This window comes from Acinetobacter sp. ATCC 27244 (assembly GCF_000156555.1).
GTDB classification, from domain to species: Bacteria; Pseudomonadota; Gammaproteobacteria; order Pseudomonadales; family Moraxellaceae; genus Acinetobacter; species Acinetobacter haemolyticus.
Genome location: NZ_GG665962.1, coordinates 81,235 through 107,831 on the forward strand (window position 1 = coordinate 81,235; position 26,597 = coordinate 107,831).

General features: G+C 40.5%; 20 protein-coding genes and 1 tRNA gene. 17 read left to right on the forward strand and 4 right to left on the reverse strand.

Translation table 11 applies throughout. From position 1 onward, the window contains the following. Positions 1–47 precede the first annotated feature (47 nt). From HMPREF0023_RS12430 to HMPREF0023_RS12480, 11 genes are all read left to right on the forward strand, one after another. Positions 48–123 (forward strand) — tRNA-Trp (locus tag HMPREF0023_RS12430). Between the two features lie 76 nt (positions 124–199). Then, positions 200–640 (forward strand): preprotein translocase subunit SecE, encoded by a 441-nt coding sequence (gene secE, locus HMPREF0023_RS12435; RefSeq protein ID WP_004637637.1) that lies wholly within the window; start codon positions 200–202, stop codon positions 638–640. Between the two features lie 6 nt (positions 641–646). Continuing rightward, positions 647–1,180 carry a transcription termination/antitermination protein NusG gene (gene nusG, locus HMPREF0023_RS12440; RefSeq protein ID WP_004637638.1) on the forward strand — a complete coding sequence of 178 codons (534 nt, stop codon included), beginning with the start codon at positions 647–649 and terminating at the stop codon, positions 1,178–1,180. 111 nt (positions 1,181–1,291) lie between these two features. Further along, on the forward strand, positions 1,292–1,720 hold the full coding sequence (gene rplK, locus HMPREF0023_RS12445) for a 50S ribosomal protein L11 (RefSeq protein WP_004637639.1): 429 nt from the start codon (positions 1,292–1,294) through the stop codon (positions 1,718–1,720). A 3-nt stretch (positions 1,721–1,723) separates the two neighbouring features. After that, the gene (rplA, locus tag HMPREF0023_RS12450) at positions 1,724–2,419 is read left to right on the forward strand and encodes a 50S ribosomal protein L1 (RefSeq protein ID WP_004637640.1); all 696 of its coding nucleotides are present in this window, start codon (positions 1,724–1,726) and stop codon (positions 2,417–2,419) included. A 249-nt stretch (positions 2,420–2,668) separates the two neighbouring features. After that, complete coding sequence (rplJ, locus tag HMPREF0023_RS12455; protein WP_004876417.1) at positions 2,669–3,175, forward strand: 50S ribosomal protein L10; 507 nt, start codon at positions 2,669–2,671, stop codon at positions 3,173–3,175. Positions 3,176–3,217: 42 nt separating this feature from the next. Continuing rightward, positions 3,218–3,589 (forward strand): 50S ribosomal protein L7/L12, encoded by a 372-nt coding sequence (gene rplL / locus HMPREF0023_RS12460; RefSeq protein WP_004637642.1) that lies wholly within the window; start codon positions 3,218–3,220, stop codon positions 3,587–3,589. A 308-nt stretch (positions 3,590–3,897) separates the two neighbouring features. Further along, positions 3,898–7,986 carry a DNA-directed RNA polymerase subunit beta gene (rpoB, locus tag HMPREF0023_RS12465; RefSeq protein WP_004637643.1) on the forward strand — a complete coding sequence of 1,363 codons (4,089 nt, stop codon included), beginning with the start codon at positions 3,898–3,900 and terminating at the stop codon, positions 7,984–7,986. 172 nt (positions 7,987–8,158) lie between these two features. Next, positions 8,159–12,352 (forward strand): DNA-directed RNA polymerase subunit beta', encoded by a 4,194-nt coding sequence (gene rpoC / locus HMPREF0023_RS12470; protein ID WP_004637644.1) that lies wholly within the window; start codon positions 8,159–8,161, stop codon positions 12,350–12,352. Positions 12,353–12,518: 166 nt separating this feature from the next. After that, on the forward strand, positions 12,519–12,884 hold the full coding sequence (locus tag HMPREF0023_RS12475; protein WP_004637645.1) for a hypothetical protein: 366 nt from the start codon (positions 12,519–12,521) through the stop codon (positions 12,882–12,884). Positions 12,885–13,088: 204 nt separating this feature from the next. Beyond that, complete coding sequence (locus HMPREF0023_RS12480) at positions 13,089–13,445, forward strand: YMGG-like glycine zipper-containing protein (protein ID WP_004637646.1); 357 nt, start codon at positions 13,089–13,091, stop codon at positions 13,443–13,445. A gap of 76 nt (positions 13,446–13,521) precedes the next feature. Here the strand turns inward: HMPREF0023_RS12480 and HMPREF0023_RS12485 are convergent, their stop codons facing one another. Next, positions 13,522–14,037, reverse strand: a complete 516-nt coding sequence (locus tag HMPREF0023_RS12485; RefSeq protein WP_004637647.1) for a DUF4442 domain-containing protein — start codon at positions 14,035–14,037, stop codon at positions 13,522–13,524. A 94-nt stretch (positions 14,038–14,131) separates the two neighbouring features. On the opposite strand from HMPREF0023_RS12485, the gene HMPREF0023_RS12490 reads away from it, so the two are divergent. The 4 genes from HMPREF0023_RS12490 to htpG all read left to right on the forward strand — a co-directional run bounded on the left by HMPREF0023_RS12490 (position 14,132) and on the right by htpG (position 19,617). Continuing rightward, on the forward strand, positions 14,132–15,004 hold the full coding sequence (locus HMPREF0023_RS12490; RefSeq protein WP_005087961.1) for an alpha/beta fold hydrolase: 873 nt from the start codon (positions 14,132–14,134) through the stop codon (positions 15,002–15,004). A gap of 76 nt (positions 15,005–15,080) precedes the next feature. Further along, entirely contained in the window at positions 15,081–16,445 is a 1,365-nt protein-coding gene (locus tag HMPREF0023_RS12495; RefSeq protein ID WP_005087963.1) for a Na+/H+ antiporter family protein, read from the forward strand. 480 nt (positions 16,446–16,925) lie between these two features. Next, complete coding sequence (locus HMPREF0023_RS12500; RefSeq protein ID WP_005087965.1) at positions 16,926–17,528, forward strand: OmpW/AlkL family protein; 603 nt, start codon at positions 16,926–16,928, stop codon at positions 17,526–17,528. A gap of 169 nt (positions 17,529–17,697) precedes the next feature. Then, positions 17,698–19,617, forward strand: a complete 1,920-nt coding sequence (gene htpG / locus HMPREF0023_RS12505) for a molecular chaperone HtpG (protein ID WP_005087967.1) — start codon at positions 17,698–17,700, stop codon at positions 19,615–19,617. Between the two features lie 99 nt (positions 19,618–19,716). Here htpG and HMPREF0023_RS12510 read toward each other — a convergent pair whose 3' ends face one another. From HMPREF0023_RS12510 to HMPREF0023_RS12520, 3 genes are all read right to left on the reverse strand, one after another. Next, complete coding sequence (locus tag HMPREF0023_RS12510; protein ID WP_005087974.1) at positions 19,717–20,853, reverse strand: hypothetical protein; 1,137 nt, start codon at positions 20,851–20,853, stop codon at positions 19,717–19,719. Between the two features lie 211 nt (positions 20,854–21,064). Beyond that, a complete protein-coding gene (locus HMPREF0023_RS12515) occupies positions 21,065–22,477 on the reverse strand; it encodes a hypothetical protein (RefSeq protein ID WP_005087976.1) in 1,413 nt (470 codons plus the stop codon). A gap of 557 nt (positions 22,478–23,034) precedes the next feature. Then, the gene (locus tag HMPREF0023_RS12520; protein ID WP_004637654.1) at positions 23,035–23,730 is read right to left on the reverse strand and encodes a DsbA family oxidoreductase; all 696 of its coding nucleotides are present in this window, start codon (positions 23,728–23,730) and stop codon (positions 23,035–23,037) included. A gap of 176 nt (positions 23,731–23,906) precedes the next feature. Here HMPREF0023_RS12520 and HMPREF0023_RS12525 point away from each other — a divergent pair, with 176 nt between their 5' ends. Both HMPREF0023_RS12525 and HMPREF0023_RS12530 read left to right on the forward strand, forming a co-directional pair. Continuing rightward, positions 23,907–24,656: a hypothetical protein gene (locus tag HMPREF0023_RS12525; RefSeq protein WP_005087980.1), complete on the forward strand. Its 750-nt coding sequence runs from the start codon at positions 23,907–23,909 to the stop codon at positions 24,654–24,656. A 115-nt stretch (positions 24,657–24,771) separates the two neighbouring features. Beyond that, a complete protein-coding gene (locus HMPREF0023_RS12530; RefSeq protein WP_004637656.1) occupies positions 24,772–26,577 on the forward strand; it encodes an ABC transporter ATP-binding protein in 1,806 nt (601 codons plus the stop codon). The last annotated feature ends 20 nt before the right edge of the window (positions 26,578–26,597 follow it).

The following is a 26,597-nucleotide window of genomic DNA, read 5'->3' on the forward strand; positions in this document are numbered from 1 at the left end:
AGATTATGAAACTCAAATCGGAAGCTTCGGCTTTCGATTTGCATCATAGGTCAGTAGTTCAATTGGTAGAGCGTCGGTCTCCAAAACCGAATGTTGGGGGTTCGAGTCCCTCCTGACCTGCCACTTTTTTTAAATAAAAACGCTTGATTCTGGCTAAGTTGTCATATAATAAGTCGCGAATTCTACGACGAGTAAAAAAATGTCGAATGATAAATCGCGTGACGCATCGAGCGACGCGCCAATCCCTCAAAGAAATAACGCTGCAGAAATTGTAAGCTCAGGTTCTCCATTAGATGTTGTCTTATGGTTGATTGCATTGACTTTGCTGATTGGTTCAGCAATGGTAAATCAGCATTTACCTGCCTATTGGGCACCAGCAAATGATATTTGGGTGCGCATTGGGGTAATTTTGGCTTGTATCGCGGTCGCTTTAGGTTTATTATACGCCACCCATCAAGGTAAAGGCTTTGTGCGTTTATTGCTAGATGCGCGGATAGAACTACGTCGAGTGGCTTGGCCGACAAAACAAGAGACGATGACCACCTCGTGGCAAGTTCTTGTGGTTGTAATTGTAACAGCAATCGTATTGTGGTGTTTTGATTACGGGTTGGGCTGGTTTATTAAGTTAATTATCGGGTAAGGTGCGATGAAGCGTTGGTATATTATTCATGCCTATTCAGGTTTTGAAAAGCAAGTGATGCGTTCGCTTAATGAACGTATTCAACGTAGCACGGTAGCTGATAGCTTTGGTGAAGTTCTTGTTCCTACTGAAGAAGTAGTTGAAATGAAGGACGGTAAAAAGCGCAAGTCTGAGCGTAAATTCTTTCCTGGCTATGTGTTAGTCGAAATGGAAATGAATGATGATACTTGGCACATCGTGAAAGAGTGTCCAAAAGTTCTTGGTTTTATTGGTGGAACACCAGAAAAACCTGCGCCAATCACTCAGCGTGAAGCTGATGCGATTCTTGCTCGTGTACGTAATCTTGGTGAAGCACCTCGTCCTAAGACGATGTTTGAACCAGGTGAAGAATTGCTCGTTATTGATGGTCCGTTCACTGACTTTAAAGGGGTCGTGGAGGAAGTTCAATACGATAAGTCACGTTTAACGTTGACAATTAATGTATTTAATCGACCTACTCAGGTTGAGCTGGAATTTCGTCAAGTCGAAAAAACAGTTTAATTTGAACTGGTTGAGAAGCGCCCGATTTGATCGGGCATTGTTGTTCTAACACTTCGGTGTTGTTTAATTTTTGGGGAGCCTAGCGGCGCTTGTACCCAGAGGTAATTTTCAATGGCTAAGAAGATTGACGGCTATATCAAGCTGCAAGTTCCAGCTGGTAAAGCAAATCCATCTCCACCAATTGGTCCTGCTTTAGGTCAACGTGGTGTAAACATCATGGCATTCTGTAAAGAATTCAATGCTGCTACACAAAAACTTGAAGTTGGTTTGCCAATTCCTGTCGTGATCACTGTGTACAACGATAAGTCGTTCACATTCATCATGAAAACTCCACCTGCATCTATTCTTCTTAAGAAAGCTGCTGGTATTCAAAAGGGTTCTTCTGTACCAAACAAAACTAAAGTTGGTAAGTTGACTCGTGCTCAATTAGAAGAAATCGCGACTACTAAAGAACCAGACTTAACTGGTGCTGATTTAGACGCTCGTGTGCGCACCATTGCTGGTTCTGCACGTTCTATGGGCTTGGAAGTGGAGCTATAAGACATGGCAAAGTTAACTAAACGTCAAAAAGCCATTGCTGCAGCTGTAGAAGCAAACAAAGTTTACACTTTGGAAGAAGCAGTACAAGTTCTTAACAGCTTACCAGCTGCGAAGTTCAAAGAATCTTTAGATATCGCTGTAAACCTTGGCGTAGACCCACGTAAATCTGATCAGGTTGTTCGTGGTGCGACAACTTTACCAGCAGGTACAGGTAAAACTGTACGTGTTGCAGTTTTTGCTCAAGGCGCTGCTGCTGAAGCTGCGAAAGAAGCAGGTGCTGACGTTGTTGGTTTTGATGACCTTGCTGAAAGCATTCAAGGTGGAAATCTTGACTTTGATGTCGTAATTGCTGCTCCAGATGCAATGCGCGTTGTTGGTAAGTTAGGTACTATTCTTGGTCCACGTGGCTTAATGCCAAACCCTAAAGTGGGTACAGTAACGCCTGACGTTGCTAACGCGGTTAAGAATGCGAAGTCTGGTCAAGCACGTTACCGTGTAGACAAAGCAGGTATCATCCACGCTGCAATCGGTCAGCTTGGTTTTAGCGAAGAAGCAGTACGTCAAAACGTTGAAACTTTAATTGCAGATTTAAAACGCTTAAAGCCTGCAACGTCTAAAGGTGTATACGTTAAAAAGATCACTTTGAGCTCAACTATGGGTCCTGGTTTGATCGTTGACGTAAGCAACGTTTCTAAGTAATTAGACAGAATTTTAAAGCCTTAGACTTTTTCTTTGAAAAAGTCTAAGCAAACTTTGAATTGATAAATGAATATTTATCAGCGTCAAAGACCTCAGGCGAGAAATATTTTCGAATGTTTTTCTTAATCTTCCAGTCTGAGTAGACGCGGTGGTGTGATTTATTCCTCCTCCGCGTGTAAGTCTTAGTCAGACTTACGAATTGGGAGTGCATCTTTTGGGATGCATAAATCACCGTTAGGAGGTTTTACGATGGCTCTTCTTATCGAAGACAAAAAACAGATCGTTGCAGAAGTAAACGAAGTTGCTTCTAAAGCGTTCTCTGCCGTTGTTGCTGACTATCAAGGCTTAACTGTAGAGCAATTAACAACACTTCGTGTTGAAGCTCGTAAGTTAGGTGTTACTACACGTATCGTGCGTAACACTTTGGCTAAGCGTTCATTTGAAGGTACTCAATTTGATATCTTGAATGACGACCTTGTTGGTCCAACAATTCTCGGTTTCTCTACTTCTGAAGACGACATGGGTGCTGCTGCACGCTTGTTCGAAGAATTTGCGAAAACTAATAAAGCATTTGAACTTAAAGCAGCTGCATTTGATGGCAAGCTTTATAAAGGTGCTGAAGTTAGCGTAATTGCAAACCTTCCGAACCAAGAGAAAGCGCTTACTATGCTTGCCTCTGTTCTTCAAGCTCCTATTTCGAAATTGGGTCGCCTCATTACAGCGCTCAAAGAGAAAAACGAGTCAGAAGCGGCTTAATCCTATTTTCACACCATTCAATATCCATTTGGAGTTATTCTCATGGCTTTAACAAACGAAGAAATCTTAAACGCAGTTGCTGAAAAAACAGTTCTTGAACTTGTTGAATTAATTTCTGCTTTCGAAGAAAAATTTAACGTATCTGCTGCTGCTGTAGCTGTAGCTGCTGCTCCAGGTGCTGGCGCTGCTGCTGCTGAAGAACAAACTGAATTCAACGTTGAGTTGACTTCTTTCGGTGCTAACAAAGTTGCTGTAATTAAAGCAGTTCGTGAAGCTACTGGCCTTGGTCTTAAAGAAGCTAAAGATCTTGTTGAAGGCGCTCCTGCTGTTCTTAAAGAAGGCGTTTCTAAAGAAGAAGGCGAAGAACTTAAGAAGAAGCTTGAAGAAGCTGGTGCTACAGTTACACTTAAGTAATGCTGTAGGGAGTCGATTTTTTGAAAATCGGCTCCAAAAAATGGCTGATGGCTCTTGGGTCATCAGCCTTTTTGCGTTACAATAATCGGCTCGTTTTTTGTTAGTTTTGCGTTTTTGACGCATATAATTAGAACAAACGGCTAAATATCAAACGCTTACCAATATTTTTTTGCTTATAAAAATATTGTTAAGCGTTTTAATACCACTAAAAATTGCAGCATTTGTAAACAGTGGTGGCCATATCGGCTTGCGTAATTCCTTCTAAGCCCGTTCTGCAGGCGGCTTAGTTTACTTTCCGAGGACTCCAGATGGCATACTCATATACCGAAAAGAAACGGATTCGTAAGAATTTTGGTAAATTGCCCCACGTAATGGAAGCACCGTACTTACTTTCGATTCAAGTCGATTCGTACCGTACTTTCTTACAAGGTGGCAAAACTCCAAAAAATCGCGAAGATATCGGTCTCCAAGCCGCATTTCGTTCAGTTTTTCCTATTGAAAGTTATTCTGGCAATGCTGCTTTAGAATTTGTTGAGTATAGTCTTGGTAAACCAGAGTTTGACGTACGTGAATGTATTTTACGTGGTTCAACTTATGCGGCACCAATGCGCGTAAAAATTCGTTTGATCATTAAAGATCGCGAAACCAAATCAATTAAAGACGTTCGTGAACAAGAAGTTTACATGGGTGAAATGCCACTCATGACCGATAACGGTACATTCGTTATTAACGGTACTGAGCGTGTAATCGTATCTCAATTACACCGTTCGCCAGGCGTATTCTTTGATCATGACAAGGGTAAGACCCACTCAAGCGGTAAAGTGTTGTATTCAGCACGTATTATCCCTTACCGTGGTTCATGGTTAGATTTCGAATTTGATGCTAAAGATTTAGTATTCGTACGTATTGACCGTCGTCGTAAATTATTGGCGACTGTGATTTTACGTGCTTTAAATTATACCAATGAGCAAATCCTGAATTTGTTCTACGAAAAAGTACCTGTCTATTTAGATATGGGCAGCTATCAAATTGATCTCGTTCCAGATCGCCTACGTGGTGAGATGGCGCAATTTGATATCTTAGATAACGATGGCAAAGCGATTGTTGAACAAGGCAAACGTATTAATGCACGTCACGTACGTCAAATGGAAGCAGCGAACTTAGCGAAGCTTTCAGTACCTGATGAATACTTGTATGAGCGTATTACAGCTGAAGATATCACATTGAAAGATGGTGATGTAATTCCTGCAAATACGGTGCTTAGCCATGAAGTGATGGTGAAAATCGCTGAAGGCGGCGTGAAACAGTTTAATATTCTGTTCACCAACGATATCGATCGTGGTCCTTTCGTTGCGGATACTTTACGTGCAGATACAACAACAGGTCGTGAAGAAGCACTTGTTGAAATCTATAAAGTCATGCGTCCAGGTGAGCCGCCAACGAAAGAAGCTGCTGAAAACTTATTTAATAACTTGTTCTTCTCTTCTGAGCGTTATGACCTGTCTCCAGTGGGTCGTATGAAGTTCAACCGTCGTTTGGGTCGTCCTTACGAAGTGGGTACTGATCAGAAGTCTCGTGAAGTTGAAGGTATTTTATCACACGACGATATCATTGATGTACTTCGTACATTGGTGGAAATCCGTAACGGTAAAGGTGAAGTCGATGATATCGATCACTTAGGTAACCGTCGTGTACGTTCTGTTGGCGAAATGACAGAAAACCAATTCCGTGTTGGTTTAGTGCGTGTTGAACGTGCTGTTAAAGAGCGCTTGAGCCAAGCAGAAACAGATAACTTGTCTCCGCAAGATTTAATCAACGCAAAACCAGTTGCTGCTGCGATCAAAGAATTCTTTGGTTCAAGCCAGTTATCTCAGTTCATGGACCAAAACAACCCATTATCTGAGATTACACACAAACGTCGTGTGTCTGCGCTTGGTCCTGGTGGTTTGACGCGTGAGCGTGCGGGCTTCGAAGTACGTGACGTACACCAAACTCACTATGGTCGTGTTTGTCCGATTGAAACGCCTGAAGGTCCAAACATTGGTTTGATCAACTCGCTTTCTGTGTATGCAAAAGCGAACGACTTCGGTTTCTTGGAAACACCGTATCGTAAAGTTGTAGATGGCCGTGTAACAGATGACGTTGAATACTTATCTGCAATTGAAGAAGTAGGGACTGTCATTGCACAAGCCGACTCTGCAGTTGATAAAGATGGTAATTTAACTGAAGAAATGGTTTCTGTGCGTCATCAAGGTGAATTCGTACGTATGTCGCCTGAACGCGTAACGCATATGGACGTTTCTGCACAGCAGGTAGTATCAGTTGCGGCATCATTGATTCCATTCCTTGAACACGATGATGCGAACCGTGCATTGATGGGTTCGAACATGCAACGTCAGGCTGTTCCTACATTACGTGCTGACAAGCCGCTTGTTGGTACAGGTATGGAAGCGAACGTAGCGCGCGACTCGGGTGTGTGTGTGATCGCAAACCGTGGTGGTGCGATTGAGTATGTAGATGCATCTCGTATCGTTATTCGTGTCAACGAAGATGAAATGATTGCGGGTGAAGCAGGTGTAGATATCTATAACCTGATCAAATATACACGTTCAAACCAAAACACATGTATCAACCAAAACGTTATCGTGAACTTGGGCGACAAAGTTGCTCGTGGTGATATCTTGGCTGACGGTCCTTCGACTGACATGGGTGAACTTGCGCTGGGTCAAAACATGCGCGTCGCGTTCATGACATGGAACGGTTATAACTATGAAGACTCGATTTTACTTTCTGAGCGTGTTCTTCAAGAAGATCGTTTAACGTCGATTCACATTCAAGAATTGTCATGTGTAGCACGTGATACTAAGTTAGGTGCAGAAGAAATTACTGCCGATATTCCTAACGTTGGTGAAGCTGCACTGTCTAAATTGGATGAGTCAGGTATTGTTTATATCGGTGCTGAAGTGACTGCGGGTGATATCCTAGTTGGTAAGGTAACGCCTAAAGGTGAAACTCAGTTAACACCTGAAGAAAAATTACTTCGCGCAATCTTTGGTGAAAAAGCGGCAGACGTAAAAGATTCATCTTTGCGTGTTCCGTCTGGTACCAAAGGTACAGTGATTGACGTTCAAGTCTTCACACGTGATGGTTTAGAAAAGGACGAGCGTGCTCAAGCAATTGAGAAAGCTCAACTTGATGCCTACCGTAAAGACTTGAAAGAAGAATACAAAATCTTCGAAGAAGCAGCACGTGAACGTATTGTTCGCTTGTTGAAAGGTCAAGAGTCAAATGGTGGCGGTACAACTAAGCGCGGCGATAAACTCTCAGAAGATGTATTGTCTGGTTTAGAGCTTGTTGATTTACTTGAAATCCAACCAGCTGATGAAGCGATTGCTGAACGTTTAACGCAAATTCAAGTGTTCTTGAAAGAGAAGAGCATCGAAATCGATGAGAAATTTGCAGAGAAGAAGCGTAAGCTTTCTACAGGTGATGAATTAACAACGGGTGTATTAAAAGTTGTTAAGGTTTACCTTGCGGTTAAGCGTCGTATTCAGCCTGGTGATAAGATGGCGGGTCGTCACGGTAACAAGGGTGTGGTATCAAACATCTTACCTGTAGAAGACATGCCGCATGATATTCACGGTGTGCCAGTTGATATCGTATTGAACCCATTGGGTGTACCATCACGTATGAACGTGGGTCAGATTCTTGAAACTCACTTGGGTATGGCGGCAAAAGGTCTGGGTGAGCAAATTGATAAGATGCTCCAACAGCAACGTACTATTGCTGAATTGCGTGCGTTCCTCGACAAGATTTACAACAAAGTTGGTGGCGAACAAGAAGATCTTGATAGCTTAACCGACGAAGAAGTTTTAAAACTTGCAGGTAACCTGCGTGCAGGTGTGCCTTTGGCGACACCAGTATTTGATGGTGCTGAAGAAAGTCAAATTAAAGAGTTACTTGAGCTTGCTGAATTGCCACGTACTGGTCAAACCGTATTGTTTGATGGTCGTACTGGTGAACAGTTTGATCGTCCTGTAACTGTCGGTTATATGTACATGCTCAAATTGAACCACTTGGTTGATGACAAGATGCATGCGCGTTCAACTGGTTCTTACTCACTAGTGACACAACAGCCGCTTGGTGGTAAAGCACAATTCGGTGGTCAGCGTTTCGGTGAGATGGAGGTATGGGCACTTGAAGCATACGGTGCAGCATATACGCTTCAAGAAATGCTTACTGTGAAGTCGGATGACGTTGAAGGTCGTACACGCATCTATAAGAATATTGTAGATGGTAACCATTATATGGATCCGGGTATGCCTGAATCGTTCAACGTATTGACCAAAGAGATCCGTTCTTTAGGTATCAACATTGAACTGAAAAATGGTGACTAATTAGCCATTAATCCCCCCTCAGCCCCCTTTATGAAAGGGGGAGTTCCCACTCGAAAGAGTAGGGGCTTCCCTCCTTAGAAAAAGGAGGGACTGAGGGAGGATTATTCAGTTAAAAAACAATATTTGTGACCCAGTTGAGTGAGTGTAGCTCCTCGACACACGGAGAAAAAAATTGAAAGACTTGCTCGATATCATGCGTAAGAAAACGGATTCAGAAGGTCATGCACCCGTTGAATTTGACCGTATCCGTATTGGTCTTGCGTCGCCAGAGATGATTAAGTCATGGTCTCACGGTGAAGTTAAAAAGCCTGAAACCATTAACTACCGTACTTTTAAACCTGAACGTGACGGTTTGTTCTGTGCCAAAATTTTTGGTCCAGTAAAAGATTACGAATGCTTGTGTGGTAAATACAAGCGTATGAAATACAAAGGCGTCATTTGTGAAAAATGTGGCGTTGAAGTTACAACAGCAAAAGTTCGTCGTGAGCGTATGGGTCATATTGACCTTGCATCACCAGTTGCACATATTTGGTTCTTGAAATCATTACCGAGCCGTATCGGTTTACTTCTTGATATGACATTACGTGATATCGAGCGTGTATTGTATTTCGAATCTTATGTTGTTACTGATCCTGGTATGACTCCGTTTGAAAAGTATCAACTTTTAACAGACGAAGAATACTACAATGCACTTGAAGAACACGGTGATGAATTCACTGCGAAAATGGGTGCAGAAGCAGTTCAGGATTTATTAAAAGATATCGATCTTGAAGCTGAGATTGCTCGTTTACGTGAAGAAATTCCGCAAACAACTTCTGAGACGAAACTTAAAAAAGCGTCTAAGCGTTTGAAGTTGATGGAAGCATTCAAAGATTCGAACAATAAGCCTGAATGGATGGTGATGAATGTACTTCCTGTACTTCCACCAGACTTACGTCCGCTTGTACCACTTGAAGGTGGTCGTTTCGCGACTTCAGACTTGAACGATTTATATCGTCGTGTGATCAACCGTAACAACCGTTTGAAGCGCCTTCTTGACCTTGCTGCGCCAGACATCATCGTACGTAACGAAAAACGTATGTTACAAGAGTCTGTTGATGCGTTGCTTGATAATGGTCGTCGTGGTCGTGCGATTACAGGTTCGAACAAACGTCCATTGAAATCTTTGGCAGATATGATCAAAGGTAAACAAGGTCGTTTCCGTCAAAACTTGTTAGGTAAGCGTGTTGACTATTCTGGTCGTTCGGTAATTACTGTAGGTCCTACTTTACGTCTTCATCAATGTGGTCTTCCGAAGAAAATGGCACTTGAATTATTCAAGCCATTCATTTTCGCGAAACTACAAGCTTCAGGTCAGGCGACTACCATTAAAGCTGCGAAGAAAATGGTTGAGCGTGAGACGCCAGAAGTTTGGGACGTTCTTGCTTCCGTGATTCGTCAACATCCAGTGATGTTGAACCGTGCGCCAACACTTCACCGTTTGGGTCTTCAAGCGTTTGAACCTATTCTGATCGAAGGTAAGGCGATCCGTCTTCACCCACTCGTATGTGCTGCGTTTAACGCCGACTTCGATGGTGACCAAATGGCGGTACACGTTCCATTGACACTTGAAGCACAGCTAGAAGCGCGTGCGTTGATGATGTCAACAAACAACATCTTGTCACCAGCAAACGGTGAGCCGATCATCGTTCCTTCTCAGGACGTGGTCTTGGGTCTTTACTACATCACGCGTGATGCGGTAAATGCCAAAGGTGAAGGCATGGTGTTTGCTGATACTCACGAAGTGAACCGTGCGTTGGCGACTGGCAAGGTTGCGATCCATGCACGTGTTAAAGTACGTGTACACCAAACTGTAATTGATGAAAATGGTGAGCGTGAACAACAAACTATTATTGTTGATACGACACCTGGTCGTTGCTTGTTGTGGGAAGTTGTTCCACAAGGTTTAAGCTTCGATATGATCAACCTTGAGATGACTAAGAAAAACATCTCGAAGTTAATCAACTCTTGCTACCGTAAGCTTGGTTTGAAAGACACTGTTATCTTCGCTGACCAATTGATGTATTTGGGCTTCCGTCAAGCGACGCGCTCAGGTGTATCTGTTGGTATGGAAGACATGTTAATTCCACCAACTAAACAAGTTATTATTGACAAGGCAGAAACAGAAGTTCGTGAAATCGAACAACAGTTTGAGCAAGGTTTCGTAACTGCTGGTGAACGTTATAACAAAGTGGTCGATATTTGGGCGCGTACCAATGACCAAGTTGCTAAAGCGATGATGGATAACTTGTCTTATACACTTGTTAAAAACAAACAAGGTGAAGATGAGAAGCAGAAATCATTCAACAGTATCTACATGATGTCTGACTCAGGTGCCCGTGGTTCGGCAGCTCAGATTCGTCAGCTTGCAGGTATGCGTGGTTTGATGGCGAAACCAGACGGTTCGATCATTGAAACCCCAATTAAAGCAAACTTCCGTGAAGGTTTGACAGTACTTCAGTACTTCATCTCGACACACGGTGCACGTAAAGGTTTGGCCGATACGGCATTGAAAACTGCAAACTCTGGTTACTTGACTCGTCGTCTTGTAGACGTAGCGCAAGACTTGGTAATTACTGAACCTGACTGTGGTACAGCAGGTGGTTTAGTGATGACTCCGTTCATTCAGGGTGGTGATGTCATCGAGCCATTACGTGACCGTGTATTAGGTCGTGTAACAGCTGAAGATGTACGTCGTGCTTCTGATGATGAAGTAGTATTACCTCGTGGTACGCTCATTGACGAGAAAATCGCTGCTCAGCTTGAAGAAGCGGGTGTCGATGAAGTTAAAGTACGTTCTGTAATCGCTTGTGAATCTACATTCGGTGTGTGTGCACGTTGTTATGGTCGTGACCTTGCACGTGGTCACTTGGTAAATCCAGGTGAGTCTGTGGGTGTTATGGCTGCGCAGTCAATTGGTGAGCCAGGTACACAGTTAACGATGCGTACCTTCCACGTCGGTGGTGCTGCGAGCCGAACTTCTGCTGCGAACAGTGTTCAAGTTCGTAACAAAGGTACTGTACGTTTCCACAACGTGAAAACTGTACAGCATGCCAAAGGTCACTTAGTGTCAGTTTCGCGTTCAGGCGAAATTGGTATTGCGGATGACTTAGGTCGTGAGCGTGAGCGTTATAAGCTTCCTTATGGTGCAAGCATCTTAATCAAAGATGGTGAGTCTGTAGAAGCTGGTGGTATCGTAGCGACTTGGGATCCACATACCCATCCACTTGTTACTGAGGTTGCAGGTAAAGCACGTTTCAGCCAGATCGCTGATGGCGTAACTGCGACATCGAAAACTGATGATGCAACAGGTATGACCACTGTTGAAATCTTGCCTGTAACAGCGCGTCCTGCTTCTGGTAAAGATTTACGTCCTGCAATCGTGTTGGATACAACTGATGGCGGTGAACAGTTCTACTTCTTGCCACAGAACACAATCGTAACAGTCCGTGATGGCGAAACGATTGGTGTGGGTGACGTTATTGGTCGTGTACCACAAGAAACTTCACGTACGCGTGATATTACCGGTGGTCTTCCACGTGTAGCTGACTTGTTTGAAGCACGTAAGCCGAAAGAACATGCGATCCTTGCAGAAGTATCAGGTGTTGTAAGCTTCGGTAAAGAAACCAAAGGTAAGAACCGTTTAGTGATTACACCGGATGACGGTTCAGAGATCTACGAAGAATTGATTCCTAAATGGCGTCAAATCAACGTGTTCGAAGGTGAGCATGTAAACCGTGGTGAAACCATTTCTGATGGTCCACAAAACCCACATGACATTTTACGTTTGAAAGGTGAAGTGGCATTAACTAACTACATCGTGAACGAAGTTCAAGACGTTTACCGTCTCCAAGGTGTAAAAATCAACGATAAGCATATTGAAGTTGTTGTACGTCAAATGTTGCGTAAAGTTGATATTACTGATGGCGGTGATACAAGCTTCATCAAAGGTGAGCAAGTGGATTACATCCGCGTTGTTCAAGAGAACCAAGCTGTGTTGGCTCAGAACAAGTTCCCAGCGAAGTTTGAACGTCAGTTAATGGGTATTACCAAAGCATCGCTGTCTACTGACTCGTTCATCTCTGCTGCATCGTTCCAGGAAACCACACGTGTGTTAACTGAAGCGGCTGTAACAGGTAAAGAAGATGACTTACGTGGCTTGAAAGAAAACGTTGTTGTGGGTCGCTTGATCCCAGCGGGTACAGGTCTTGCGTATCACTTAGAGCGTCGTCGTCAAGAAGCAGAAGCTGCTGAATTTGAACTTCATAATGATTTTAGTGAAGTTGACCAAGCATTTAGTCAAGCGTTGAACTCAGACCAGTTCTAAGTCTTAACGAATTAAAAAGGCACCTTCGGGTGCCTTTTTTAATGGAGAAAATACGAGCAAAATATTACAAAAAAAGGGTATAGCACTCGCATTTGGTTACTTGATCTGAGTAAAAGCTTCATCAAAGCATATTATTCTAGCGGCATATAAAAGCGGAGTATTTCAAATGAAAAAAATGATGATTCTAATGGGTGCGGTATTGATGTCATCGACAATCTTAGCGGGTTGTCAACATGCAAGTCCAGAAAGTAAACGTATTGGTGCTGCTGCAATTGGCGGTGGTGCAGGTGGTGCTGTAGGTAAAAATCTAGGTGGTAATTTAGGTGCAGGTCTTGGTGCTGCTGTAGGAGCTGGTGTTGCTGCGAATACGAAAGGTGCGAACAGTAAGAATACGCGTAATAGTGCAATAGGTGCTGGCGTAGGTGCATGGTTGGGTGGCGCAGTATTAGGTGGTGAAGCTGGTGCTGCAACAGGTGGTGCGCTAGGTGGTAGTGCTGGTGCAGCTTATGGTGAGAAAAAAGGTAAGTACTAATATCGGCTCAGTACTGCTTAAATAATTCAAAAGCTCTTATGATGATAAGGGCTTTTTCAGTTTTGCTTTTAGTGATGTGATCATCAAGGCAACGACTTTACAAAATATCAATCGATTGGGACAGACTGGTAACACAATGTGATCAAATTCCCCATAAAAGAAGATTATGCTTTTCAGTAGAGCATAAAAGGAGTGAGTACGATCATGAAAAAAACAATCGGTTTAGTATCTACTTTAATGTTATCGGCGGTGATGTTTACAGGCTGTCAAAATATGAGTGCATCTGATCAGCGTATTGGTGCAGCAGCGTTAGGCGGAGCAGTTGGTGGCGGCGTAGGTAACCATGTCGGTGGCGGTTTGGGTGCAGGTGTTGGTGCCGCAGCAGGCGCAGGTGTTGGTGCAAATGCCAAAGGTGGTAGTAGCAGTACAACCACGAGCAGTGCAGTCGGTGCTGGTATTGGCTCAGTGGTTGGAAAAGCAATTTTTGGTGGTGACTCAGGCGCTGCGATTGGTGGTGCAATCGGTGGTGGTGCTGGTGCTGCTATCCAAGAAAAGAAATAGTGTTGAGCATATATCTACACTTTACGAGAGCTAAGAAAATGCCTGAAAAAATAAATTTCAGGCATTTTGTTTTGAGTCAGCGTTGGTTTGAACTGGCTTTGGGTTTTTTACGTCGAATATAAAGTACTTTTTCGACTTCTGCGATTCGTGTACCCGCCTCATCAATGATATTCAAAGTGTAATGTCTATAGACAGGTTCATAATTTGCGGTCAGGCGTTTAATTTCCGCAATTTCATCGGCACTCAATTCTATGTCTGCATACACCGTATTTCTACCTGGAGAGAGGAAATTAATCGAAGCACTTTTATCCCACACAATATATTTGTGACCTAGATGATGCATCAGAAGAAGCATATAAAATGGGTCAACCATTGAATAAAGACTGCCTCCGAAGTGTGTACCTACGATATTACGATTTTTTCGTGTCAGTGGCATTTTGACGCGAATAAAATAGTTCTCTAGGTCGATGGTGTCTATCGCGATACCAGCACCACGATAAGGTGAATAATGGTTGATGATAAATTTAGACACAACTGGAATGGTGCGAATTTTTTTGAAAAAGGCTTTCATGGTCAATTTTTTTTCTTGCAACTCTATTCATACTCCATAAGTATCATTTTTATTGCATCGCTGGCAATGGCTGTTTTATGACCAAGCCACTTAAAAAACAAAATGGGAAAAAGTTATGCAAGTACAAGTAAAAACAGTGACCACATCTGACCAACAAACCTTATGTGTTAAAACATGGGGAGATCAGCAAAAGACACCATTGGTTTTGGTGCATGGATATCCAGATAACCAAGAAGTTTGGGAACCGATCATCGAGAAATTAGTAAATGATTACTTTGTTGTAACTTATGACGTACGTGGTGCGGGCTTATCGTCAATTCCAAAACGTATTAAAGATTATCGTTTGCCGCGCTTATCTTTAGATCTACAAGAAGTGGTTGATCAAGTTTTACCAAACCGTAATTTCCACATGGCAGCACATGATTGGGGATCTTTACAGTCATGGGAATCAGCAACGGAGCCGAAACTCAAAGGGCGTTTGTTGTCTTATACAACGATTTCAGGGCCTTGTTTAGATCATGCATCTTTATATTTACGTGAAAAATTCAAATCCGCACCAAGCAATGTTTTGAAAATGTTAACGAAATCTTGGTATATCGGCGCATTCCATTTACCTTTGCTTGCCCCGACCGTATGGACATTTTTTAGCCCAGAAAGATGGGGGAAAATCTTGAGTGGTCTTGAGAAGAAGCAAGGTTTACCATTGAATGCAAATATTGTTGCGGATGGTAAATATGGAATTAATTTGTATCGTGCTAACTTTATTCCATCCTTAACTCAGCCACGTCAGCGCTATGCACAATGTCCTGTTCAGGCAATTGTATTACGTCGTGATGCCTTTGTAAGTCCAGAATACATTACTGAATCAATGCCAAAATGGGTTGAAAATTTTGAGTATGTAGAGTTGGATGCAAATCACTGGGCGGTACTGAGTCAACCTGAAAAAATTGCGGATTATATTCGTCAATTTATCGTGAAAAATGCATAAATAAAAAACACCAGATAGCAATCGCTCAATTTAAACTCTGCTAAAATGGCGCCCTCGTTTCATTTAGTTCAGAGTTATGTTTGCAATTATTGCAGCGGTTGCTGTCATGTTCGGCCTCTCCTTGGGGCGTGTTCCAGTGGTATTTGCATTGGTCATTGGTGCTTTGACTGGCGGCTTATTGGCTGGTTTAGGGCTACAAGGCACTTTAGATGCATTCAACAATGGTTTGGGTGGTGGTGCGAAAATCGCACTCGCTTATGGTGTTTTAGGTGCGTTTGCCTTAGCTTTGGCTCGTTCGGGATTGCCTGATCTTCTGGCCTATAAACTGGTTAAAAGTCTTAAAAATGATGCAGATATTCGTGCGCAAAAGCAGGTGAAATTTCTCATTTTTAGTACCATCGGACTCGCTGCTATTGCATCGCAGAATATTATTCCTGTACATATCGCTTTTATTCCTGTACTCATTCCACCGTTACTCATTGTGTTTAATCATTTACGGTTAGACCGTAGAGCGGTAGCTTGCGTGCTTACATTTGGCTTAGTCGCAACTTATATGTTCTTGCCGATGGGATTTGGCGCAATATTTTTGAATGATATTCTCGCACATAACATCAATCATTTTGGTCAGAGTTATGGCTTGCAAATCAGCAATGATCAAATTCCTCGCGCTATGATTATCCCTGTGGGGGGGATGTTTCTTGGCATGTTGACTGCTTTATTTGTGAGCTACCGTAAGCCACGAGTATATGAAGATAAGCCCTTGCATAATGTAACACGAAGCATCGTGGGCGAAATGGCACAGGAGCAACAAGCACCGCAAATTGCACGATTTACCTTATTTATGGCAGCTTTTGCCGTGATTGCAACCATTATTGTTCAGCTTTACTCGGATTCTATGATTGTTGCTGGATTAGTGGGTGTTGCAATTCTGAGTTGTGCTGGGATTTTTAAATGGAAAGAAGCTGACGATGTTATCGTGAGTGGAATGAGAATGATGGCATTGGTTGGCTTTACCATGATTGCAGCTCAAGGTTTTGCTGCGGTGATTGAGGCAACACATCAAGTTCCTGAGTTGGTAAAAGCGACTGCAGGATGGATTGGGGATAGTAAGGCACTTGCTGCTTTTGTGATGTTGTTGGTTGGATTATTGATTACTTTAGGGATTGGTTCTTCATTTTCCACGGTGCCAATTTTGGCAATCATGTATGTACCTTTGTGTTTGCAATTCGGTTTTAGTCCTATGGCAACAATTGCGCTTATAGGAACGGCTGCTGCTTTGGGTGATGCAGGCTCACCAGCATCCGATTCAACTCTAGGGCCGACTTCAGGTTTAAATATCGACGGGCAACATGATCATATGCGAGATACGGTTGTCCCGACATTTTTACATTTTAATCTGCCATTATTGGTTTTTGGATGGATTGCAGCGATGGTTCTATAGGAAAGAATCAAGAAGGCTCCTTAGGGCCTTCTTATATTAAGAAATAATAAAGTATAAAACTCAGATTAAAAGATATTTTCTATTCGCTAATTAATAATCGAAACGATTTTAAAAGATGGAGGATAAAAATAGATAAAAACTTAATAATTGGGTATTAAAGTGACATTTTTTGACTTTGTTGTGATTTGTTTTTCATTTTTTTTATAAATTTAAACTAAAATATATAAAATAAATTCTATTTAAAACGATGTGTTTTTAATGATTAAAGTTGATAAAAAAGCTTGGTTTTCATATGTTTAAACCAAACTAAAATGCTAGGTTTTAGTTTTTGTTACATATATTTACAAATATATATCCTTTTGAATCATATGCTTGAAAATATGATTAAAATAGTCAGAATTAATATGTATTGCATAATTTCAAAACTCATGATTATTATAAATATGTAAGTTTTTATTTTTTATTAAAGAGGTTATTTAAATGTTAAAAAAATTATTAGTTGTTAGTTTATTGGGGATGTCTTCAACTGTTTTTGCTGGAGGTTTCCAGCTTAAAGTCGGAGCAAGTGTTATTGCTCCAACAGATAAAACAACCATAGCTGATGTGGGAACTTTAAAAGCAGATTATGAATTTGCTTTTACACCGTCAGTCGAGTACTTTTTCGGGGATACACCATTCTCAGCTGAATTATTACTAGCAACACCAATATCACATGATGTTTCTTTAGACGGAACGAAAGTGGTGAAGCTCAAACATTTACCACCTACCATTACTGCCAAATATAATTTTAAGAACTCAACTGCTTTTACGCCTTATATCGGTGTGGGGGGAGCCGCATTTCTTGCATGGGATGAAAAAACAGTCGGTCCGTTATCAGGTGAGAAAATTAAAGTGAAAGATGACTTCGGTTTTGCAGGGCAACTCGGTTTTACTTTCCAGCCTGCTGATGCGAAAAATTGGGGGGTATTCTTTGATGCACGTTATGCTCAATTAAAGCCTGAAGTAAGATTAAATGGTACAAAACTGACTGACTTAGATATCAATCCAATGGTATATACACTTGGTTATAGCTATAAATTCTAAGCTTCATTCGTTCTTTAAAACCTCACAAATGTGAGGTTTTTTTGTGGTTATGATCTTAATTTTGGATTGATTCGATGTAAAAATTCAAAAACAAGCATTGAAAAATTGGAGTTATCCACCATTCATAAATCATTCCAAATAGATAAGCCTCACAAATAAGGAGTGATGTATGAGTGAACAAGCCTCACAGAATTATAGTTTCCAAGCTGAAGTTGCTCAGTTATTGCATTTAGTGACGCATTCTCTCTATTCCAACCCAGAAATTTTCTTGCGTGAACTCATTTCGAATGCGTCAGATGCTTGCGATAAATTACGCTTTGAGGGGATTAATCACCCTGAATATTATGAAAATGATCCAAACTTACGTGTGCGTGTAACACTTGATAAAGACAATAAGACACTGACAATTTCTGATAATGGTATTGGTTTAAGTCAGCAGGAAGCGATCGATAACCTCGGAACGATTGCAAAATCAGGTACCAAGGATTTCATGTCTAAACTCACAGGTGATCAAAAAGCAGATGCGCAGTTGATTGGTCAGTTTGGTGTAGGCTTTTACTCAGGTTTTATTGTTGCTGATAAAATTACCGTTGAATCTCGTCGTGCGGGTTTAGATGTAGCAGAAGGTGTACGCTGGATCAGTGGCGGAACAGGTGAGTTTGAAGTTCAAAGCATCGATAAAGAAACCCGTGGTACCGATATTATTTTACATTTACGTGATGATGCACTTGAATACTTAGAATCTTGGAAAGTTAAACAAATCGTTAATAAATATTCAGACCACATCAGTTTGCCGATTGAAATGCAAAAAGAAGTCTGGCAAGAAGAAGAGGTCGCTGAGGGTGAAGAGCCAAAAGGCGGTCAAATGGTCAAAACTGATGAATGGGAAGCAATTAACTCTGCAAGTGCATTATGGACACGTAGTAAGAGTGAAATCACTGAAGAGCAGTATATCGAATTCTATAAAAACCTCAGTCATGATTTTGCTGAACCACTCGCTTGGACACACAATCGAGTAGAGGGAAGTACTGAATATACGCAATTGCTGTACATCCCAAGTCAGGCAAAACAGGATTTATTTACTCGTGAAGCCAAAGCCGGCATTAAGTTGTATGTAAAACGTGTATTCATCATGGATGAAGCAGACAACTTGATTCCAAACTATTTACGTTTTGTCCAAGGTGTAGTGGATAGTGCCGATTTACCATTGAATGTCAGTCGTGAATTACTACAAGAAAGTCGTGATGTGAAAACCATTCGTGAAGGGAATGCGCGCCGTGTATTAACCTTATTAGATGGTTTGGCAAAATCAGAAGATGAAAAAGACCAAGAGAAATTTAAAAAATTCTATTCAGAATTTGGTTCTGTACTTAAAGAAGGTTTAGGTGAAGATTTTGGCAATCGTGAACGTATTTTGAAACTATTACGTTATGCGACGTCAAATAATGATGAGATTTCAACTTCTTTTGCGGACTACAAAGCACGTATGAAAGAAGGGCAGAAAGCAATTTATTACGTGACTGCCGATAGCTTAACGGCTGCAAAAAATTCACCGCAGCTTGAGTTATTTAAGAAAAAAGGCATTGAAGTATTGTTAATGGCAGATCGCGTTGACGACTGGGCAATGAATTTTGTGCATGAGTTCGATGGTACACCATTACAGAATGTCTCTAAAGGCGCCGTGGACTTAGGTGATTTACAAGATGCTGAAGAGAAGAAAGCACTTGAAGAAGCCGCAGAGCAATTTAAACCAGTCGTTGAGCGTTTAAGTAACTCATTAAAAGACAAAACTAAAGAGGTTCGTGTCACTACACGTTTAGTTGACTCTCCTGCGTGTTTAGTCACCAGTGAGGGTGAACTTTCTCCTCAATTGATTCGTATGCTGAAGCAAGCAGGGCAAGCAGTTCCAGAGGTCAAGCCGACTTTGGAAATTAATCCAGAGCATCCATTGGTGAAAAAACTTGAGAGCTCAGCGCAATTTGATGATCTTGCGAATGTAATCTTTGATCAAGCGGTGATTGCAGAAGGTGGTTTACCTGAAGATCCTGCTGCTTATGTGAAGCGTATTAATGAGTTGTTGTTGAAGTAAAATAAATTATTCGGAAAACCTCTGCTTTGTTGGCAGAGGTTTTTATATTTATGGATAAGTCTAAAGTTATCCACAGTAATGTCTAAAAAATCATCTTCGTTAGAATAAGGTCTCAAGACGGAGGAAGGTACTCACATAATGATTACGATCTTCACGATGATCATTAAAGTAGTTTAGGTCACCTTGCACATAGAACCATTCACGCCATAGCGGTTGGCGCCATGATACAAATGGACCCCAGCTATTTAAGCGTAAATCATTATCATTATAGTAACCCCCTGTATAGATGCCATAATTAAATCGATTATGCGCAAAGAATTGATGTTCACGGAAGGTACGATTATCCCATCTAAGGTCATCATCTTGCTTGTCTGCATAAGTAAGACTGAATTGATTGGATAAAAAGGGTTGATTCGGACGAGCATGGATGAGTTCTAGATTGGTACGTAGATAATTTTCACTTTTACTGCCATAACGATAGATTTGTTCAGCATTGAAGCTAAAGTCATGTTCTAACTCCCAGTTTTTCTTTGCTCTCAATCGCAGATAAATGTCACTACCAGACCGGAGACCAAGATCAGCATTGGTTTCAAAGGGGAGTCTTTTTGATAAATCAGAGAAACGTAATGCAACAGAGCCATTACTATCGCGAGTTTGTTTTGAGCTAAATCTTTTATCTGGATCTTGATTCGGTTGCTGGTTAATACTGCTGATATGATTATCGAACTCATCATCTAAAGAGTCATCGCCAAAAACTAAGCTTAAGCGTTTTTCCAGAGTCGGTAATTTGATCTTACCGCGAATACGTGGTTTAACCTCATAGTTGTCATATTCATTCCAGTAATTATCAAGCATGACGCGAATTGTTGCTGAAGCTGGTCTATCTGGATCAATTTCACCAAACCAATTATCAATTTTCACTGACGTGCGATCTGCCCATTCACGAATATAGCGTTGTTGTTTATCCACCCATGTCTTATCTTCTGTTTCCTTAATAGGTGGCACAACGGGTTGATTCGATTGCTCAGGGAATACTGTCGGTGTTGCATCTACAAATTTGGGAATATAACCTAACCAGCTTTCTGTAGGTGCCGTATGAGCGGGAGATGTTGGAGTTTGTTGCTGCACAATCGTATCCAAATCTGTTTCTGCATAGCAGGTATTGATCGCAGCCAAAGATAATGTTGCGAAGCAATAAAATAAAGGTGTTGATACCGTTCTGATAGAAATTGCCATAATGCATGCTTTATATATTGTTCTTGGTTTCACTTTTGATGATTCATCTGTCAAAAGCAAGTTACAGAAACAAAAAACAGCAATTTAATTATATAAAACAAGGAAAAGGGCGGAGTAAATATATTTCTCGGCCCTTATTATCATGCTTGGTTAGAAGGTGTAAATGATCACGGTGTCGATACAATAAAACCATAAAAATAGGTACTGTTCTTTAAGAAGACTCAGAGATCGCACTATTTTCTAAAGCTTGATATAAATCGTGTACTGAGATGGGTTGTGGTAAACGACTAATCGCTTGGCGAATCAATTGCCAGGTATAACCATCTGCTCGATCTAATAATAAATAAGGATAAGCCTGATCCTCACTGGACAGTTTGACGCGTTCAGCGCCATGAATCACACGGATTTTATGACGTTCTCTTAATAAAATAACTGGTGTGAAAAAGGTGGCGGCAGTTTCTTCAAATGGAATGAATTTTTGTGTATTGATAAATGATGCTGGAATATAAGGATAAGCACGTTGATCACGTTGCCATATCAAGCTGCCATTCATAATACATTCATTAAATAAGCTTTCATGTTGATGATAATGCTGTTTGAAATTTCTCCAGCTGGTTTGGTGGATAGAGCTGGTTTGAGTATGTTGTTGGTTGGTATAGGACTGCAAGATAGACGTTGCATATTCAGTATTATGTGTCCCTACCAAAACCACGTAATGTGAAAATTGTCCTTGAGCATACAGTTGCTCAGCAATAAAGATCTGTGTGGACTCCCAAACAGGTTGGGCTTCATTTTCCGCTTTGAGATATAACCAATCAATTTTGATGTTTTGATCCATCTCGTTGTGCATATCAACACGATATAAGGATGGAAAATGGCGAGCATTGACGCGTTCTAGGCGACAGAGAAAGCCATCTAAATTGAAATCATTTAAAGTCACAGGTTTCGCTTTGTTGAGATTGCTAGGACTACGATAAGATGATTTGATAGTCGATGGCGTGCCAGCGTGACTCTTGGAGGTGATTGGCTGAATTTTTTCTTGAATGATTGCGTCAAGCTGAGATTGGAATTGCTCTGTTTCTTCTCGGATTACCGATAAGATATCAGTTTGAGCTGGGTGATTTGTATTTGAAGATGCTTGTATAGGTTCTAAAACAGGAATCAGCGTTTCAAGTTCATGATCTGTTTTTATGTATTCACTGGCATGGTTTTTTAACCATTGTAATGCATCATGAGATGATGGCATCCATGGGCTTTTCAGAAAAGATAATGCTGGACGAATCACCCAAACTTGCCAAAGTTGAGCTTGTCGTAATGCAGCCCACCCCATATCTCCAGAGGCGAATAATGCATTTTCAACACGACCCATAAAGTTATAGGTGCCTCGATATGTCATGGCAAAACCATGGTGACTCAACTCTTCGTTGGAAAACTCTTCATTTTGAATAAATGCCTTGAACGGTGTAATTTGATCTTGAAAAGTAGGATCGTCGCAAGATGCGCAAATATCTTTAATTCGTTGTTTTGCTTTCGCAATTTCAAACAGTGATGCTTTATCATCACTGAGCCCCTCAATCAGACTTTTGAGCTCATCAACCAAAAGTGCTTTCTCTAATACGTCCATCTATTGTTTCCTTAGAGATAGGCTTGAGCCTGTTCAAATAATAAATTAACCGTATAAATCGCAATGGATATACATTTTTTAAGTCAAATTGGTTCTGTTTTTTCCATGTAAAAAGTGATTCACAATAGTGATCAATCGTCTGGTTTTAGAACAACCATAAAAGCTGTAAAAACTTGTATTTTCATCACAAAAGACGTCACTTTATGACAATTATAGAAGAAAAAAAGTCAAAATCTATAGTCTGATAGTTAGCAAATACTCTCATTTGGCTAGGTGAAATAGAGATGCTGTTCATGCTTTATCCTTGAAAACAAAAACATTTTAAAAGAATAAATCGGATAAACAGATGATCAAATAGAAATGTATCTGTAAATTTATGACTAAGTTGTGAACAGTCTCACATATCAAAGATAAAAAAATTAAACAAATAAAAAATAAATCTAATCTAATAGTGATTGTTATAGTTAAAATACTGAAATAAAAAGAAAATATACTGATCTGTATAGAGGCAAGCAACGGTTTTACTTGTTGCTTGCTTATGGTTTTAACCACAATAATTATGGTTTTATTTCACATTGATCATCCTGACATTGGGCTGTCTCGGTTGATTCCACTTGCTGTGGAGCTGTAGATTGTGCTTGTTGCAGCGCCTGTAAGAAAATTTCACGTGGTTGAGCACCTGAAAGCGCAAGTTTTTGATCAAATACAAAGAAAGGTACGCCTGTGACATTTAACTGTTCACGTGCAATTTTTTCATCATGACGAACAAAATCAGCCAGTTCATCTGAGTCAAGGACGTATTCCACTTCAGCATTATCCAAACCAATGCGTGACGCAATTTCTTCGACTACTTCGCGTTCACCAATTGCCAAGCCTTCAGTCATATAAGCATGGAAAAAAGCTTCTTTTGCTTCGTTACCTAAACCTTTGCTTTGCGCCAAGTGAATGATTCGATGAGCATTGAAACTATTACCAGAATTGGCTTTCTGCCATTGGAAATCAATACCCTCGGCAGCTGCCATGGTTGCAATATTACGTTCCATTTCTTCCATTTCGGCAAAAGTACGACCATATTTCTGGGCTAAACGTTCGGTATTTGATGTGTCATGCTTTGCTGGGGCATTTGGATCAAGCTCAAAGCTATGCCAATGAATATCGAGTTCAATTCCAGCTTCTTCTGCAACATGTTCAAGACGTTTTTTACCAATATAACAAAAGGGACAAACGACGTCCGACCAGATATCTACGCGCATGGTGTTATCTCAATAATGATCATTACATCTGATAATAAGGGTGATCATGTTGAATTTAAAGCGAACATTATGTAATGCTGCATTACAAGGACTGAAATAAAAACATCTAAAGGTAGGTTGTTAAACGGATTAACATCAACTTTAGAACTAAAAATATAATTAAATTTGGAGATGATATGCGTCGTTTGTTGATATTTTTGTTCATTATTATTGTCTGTATTGGTTCATTTTTTTTCTATCAGGATTATATAAAACAGCACCGACTGAATAATCAAAAAATGTTTGATGTGGTGATGGCGGAGAAAATGCGTGAACTCTATGATCAGGCTCAAGATTGGTCAACGCCTGTAGAGTTTGATGTGCATGATGATCGCTTATCTGGTGATTACCAAAAAATGTCTGCGTTTTTACTAGGATACTGGATGCAAAATGTCGAAGCTCGAAATCATTATTTGCGTGAGTTAAAAGCAGCGAAATGGGATACTTTTCTAGATGTTGAACGATTAGATCGAGATCGTACAGAGAATTATAAAGAAACAACCCAAATGTTCGTTGAGGTACGAAATGCTTCAGTGCAATATGAGCAACAGCGCCAGAAAATTTATTTGGATTCACTAGAACAAGTCAAAAAAATGTCGATTCAGCAAGATTTACGTCAAACTCTACTCACCAAGTTAGAAAGTAATCTGGAAATTGATTCAAATGAGGATATCTTCTCAATTGAACAGCAAATTATAGAAAAGGCCCAAGCGATGTTTGATTTATTGAAGGCACATCCATGGCAAATAAAAAATAAAATGATTCTGTTTCATGAAAATGCACCTGTGAAAAAATTTAATACGCTCTATCAGGAGGTACTTAAACTAAACAGTCAGATGAATAAAATTAAGAAAAATAATACAGAGATTTTGGAAGAAGCACTTTAGTTTTATCTGGATGTTTCGTGTCATTGCGTAGGTCTGTTTCAAGGGATGGAAAATGATAACAATCTAATTGCTAATCAGATTTATAGAGGTATTGAGGAGAATAGACGTTAAAAATATGAATTTATGGCAACTTTTTACTAAAGTTAGACCCTTTGTTGCGCCGTATAAGTTATTGGTCATTGTGACTTTAATATTCACTTTGGTTGGGGCAATTACGGCGCAAGTAAATGCTTTAACTTTACAATACGCAGTTGATCAAATTAATCGTTTAGTTGAAGCCGGAGAGGGACTTGCTGAAGGTTGGTATATTTTAGTAACGATTAGCGTTATTTTGCTCACAAAAGAAATACTTAGTACATTGATTCAGTTTGGCCAAAAATTATTTGGTGAACGTCTAAGAATTATGGTGTCCCAAGATGTAGCACAAGCAATCATCGAAAAATTTCTAACTTATCGGCTTTCATTTTTTACTCAAGATGATAATCAAGCAGGAAAATTACAAACCCGTATTGACCGAGGTATTGGTTCGATTACACGTTTGATTCAAATCTTCTTCATTGACATTCTTCCATTGTTTAGCAGTGCAATTTTGGCATTGGCATTAATGTTCTATGCCAATTTCTGGATCGGGTTAGTTGCGCTGTGTATCGTACCGATTTACTTCTGGTTGACTTTTAAGCAGGCGCAAAAGTTAGGAGGTGTAAGGCGAAGTTTGCGTGATGGCCGAGAACGTAAAAGTCAGGGAATTCTGAGTATTATCAATTCGATTACGGTGATTAAATCTTTTAACCGTGAAAAAGTAGAGGCTGAAAAGCAACTGATTTTACAAAAGCAACTGACTGATAATCAGATGCATACCCGTCAAATTAGCTTTATTTTTGATGGGGTTAAAACCTTTACTGAACAAATTGGCATAGTTTTTATTATTATCCTGACCGCATATTTTGTTTTGATTGGAGACATGAGCATTGGAATGATCATGTTTCATATTTTGTTATTTAACAATGTTTCGGCTCCGATTCGTTCCTTGCACCGCATTTACGATGAGGTCAACGATGCTATGATTTATGCGGAAAGTTTTTTCCAAATTCTTCAAGCTGATGATGAAATAGAAAAGTCAGGGCAGCAAAAACCATCACTCTTGCGTGGAAAGTTTGAATTAAAGCAGGTTGATTTTTATTATCCCAATGGTTATCAAGCACTCAAGAATATTAATATGGTTATTCAACCCAATAAAATTACAGCTCTAGTTGGACTATCGGGTGCAGGAAAATCAACGTTAATTAGTTTGTTAGACAAATTCTATGTACCACAATCCGGACAAATTTTGATGGATGGTATTGATCTGAAAGATATGGATACTCAATATTTACGAGATCATATTGGTTTGGTACTGCAAAAAAATCATATTTTTCAGGGCACCATACAAGATAATATTTGCTATGGGAAAATGGATGCTAGCGAAGAGGAAATTATTCAAGCAGCAAAAAAAGCCTCGATTCACGAGCAAATTCTAAAATTACCAAAGGGTTATCAATCCGATGCATTGCTGTTGTCGGGTGGTCAACAACAACGTATTGCTATCGCACGAATGTTTTTGAAAAACCCTCCGATTATCTTCTTAGACGAACCTACCGCCAGTTTAGATGCGATTGCTACTGAACAGATTAAACAGAGTTTGGATGAAATCAAACAAGGGCGAACCGTGATCATTATTTCGCATAGTCTTTCTCAGATTATTGATGCCGACTATACCTACGTAATGCAGGATGGTGCGATTGTTGAGCATGGTGAACATCATCAACTTTATCATCAGCAAGGGGTCTATAAAGATATTTTTGATGCGATGGCGAAAAGCTTAAATATCGAAAAAATTGCCAAAACTTTTGACAATGAAGGTGAAGAAGAGACGCATAGTTAGAATGATATCTCTGATCTATA

Bases quoted from the DNA above. Each gene is read 5' to 3' on its own strand.
- secE (WP_004637637.1), top strand. From the start codon at position 200: ATGTCGAATGATAAATCGCGTGACGCATCGAGCGACGCGCCAATCCCT.
- nusG (WP_004637638.1), top strand. From the start codon at position 647: ATGAAGCGTTGGTATATTATTCATGCCTATTCAGGTTTTGAAAAGCAA.
- rplK (WP_004637639.1), top strand. From the start codon at position 1,292: ATGGCTAAGAAGATTGACGGCTATATCAAGCTGCAAGTTCCAGCTGGT.
- rplA (WP_004637640.1), top strand. From the start codon at position 1,724: ATGGCAAAGTTAACTAAACGTCAAAAAGCCATTGCTGCAGCTGTAGAA.
- rplJ (WP_004876417.1), top strand. From the start codon at position 2,669: ATGGCTCTTCTTATCGAAGACAAAAAACAGATCGTTGCAGAAGTAAAC.
- rplL (WP_004637642.1), top strand. From the start codon at position 3,218: ATGGCTTTAACAAACGAAGAAATCTTAAACGCAGTTGCTGAAAAAACA.
- rpoB (WP_004637643.1), top strand. From the start codon at position 3,898: ATGGCATACTCATATACCGAAAAGAAACGGATTCGTAAGAATTTTGGT.
- HMPREF0023_RS12475 (WP_004637645.1), top strand. From the start codon at position 12,519: ATGAAAAAAATGATGATTCTAATGGGTGCGGTATTGATGTCATCGACA.
- HMPREF0023_RS12480 (WP_004637646.1), top strand. From the start codon at position 13,089: ATGAAAAAAACAATCGGTTTAGTATCTACTTTAATGTTATCGGCGGTG.
- HMPREF0023_RS12490 (WP_005087961.1), top strand. From the start codon at position 14,132: ATGCAAGTACAAGTAAAAACAGTGACCACATCTGACCAACAAACCTTA.
- HMPREF0023_RS12495 (WP_005087963.1), top strand. From the start codon at position 15,081: ATGTTTGCAATTATTGCAGCGGTTGCTGTCATGTTCGGCCTCTCCTTG.
- HMPREF0023_RS12500 (WP_005087965.1), top strand. From the start codon at position 16,926: ATGTTAAAAAAATTATTAGTTGTTAGTTTATTGGGGATGTCTTCAACT.
- htpG (WP_005087967.1), top strand. From the start codon at position 17,698: ATGAGTGAACAAGCCTCACAGAATTATAGTTTCCAAGCTGAAGTTGCT.
- HMPREF0023_RS12510 (WP_005087974.1), bottom strand. From the start codon at position 20,853: ATGGCAATTTCTATCAGAACGGTATCAACACCTTTATTTTATTGCTTC.
- HMPREF0023_RS12515 (WP_005087976.1), bottom strand. From the start codon at position 22,477: ATGGACGTATTAGAGAAAGCACTTTTGGTTGATGAGCTCAAAAGTCTG.
- HMPREF0023_RS12520 (WP_004637654.1), bottom strand. From the start codon at position 23,730: ATGCGCGTAGATATCTGGTCGGACGTCGTTTGTCCCTTTTGTTATATT.
- HMPREF0023_RS12525 (WP_005087980.1), top strand. From the start codon at position 23,907: ATGCGTCGTTTGTTGATATTTTTGTTCATTATTATTGTCTGTATTGGT.
- HMPREF0023_RS12530 (WP_004637656.1), top strand. From the start codon at position 24,772: ATGAATTTATGGCAACTTTTTACTAAAGTTAGACCCTTTGTTGCGCCG.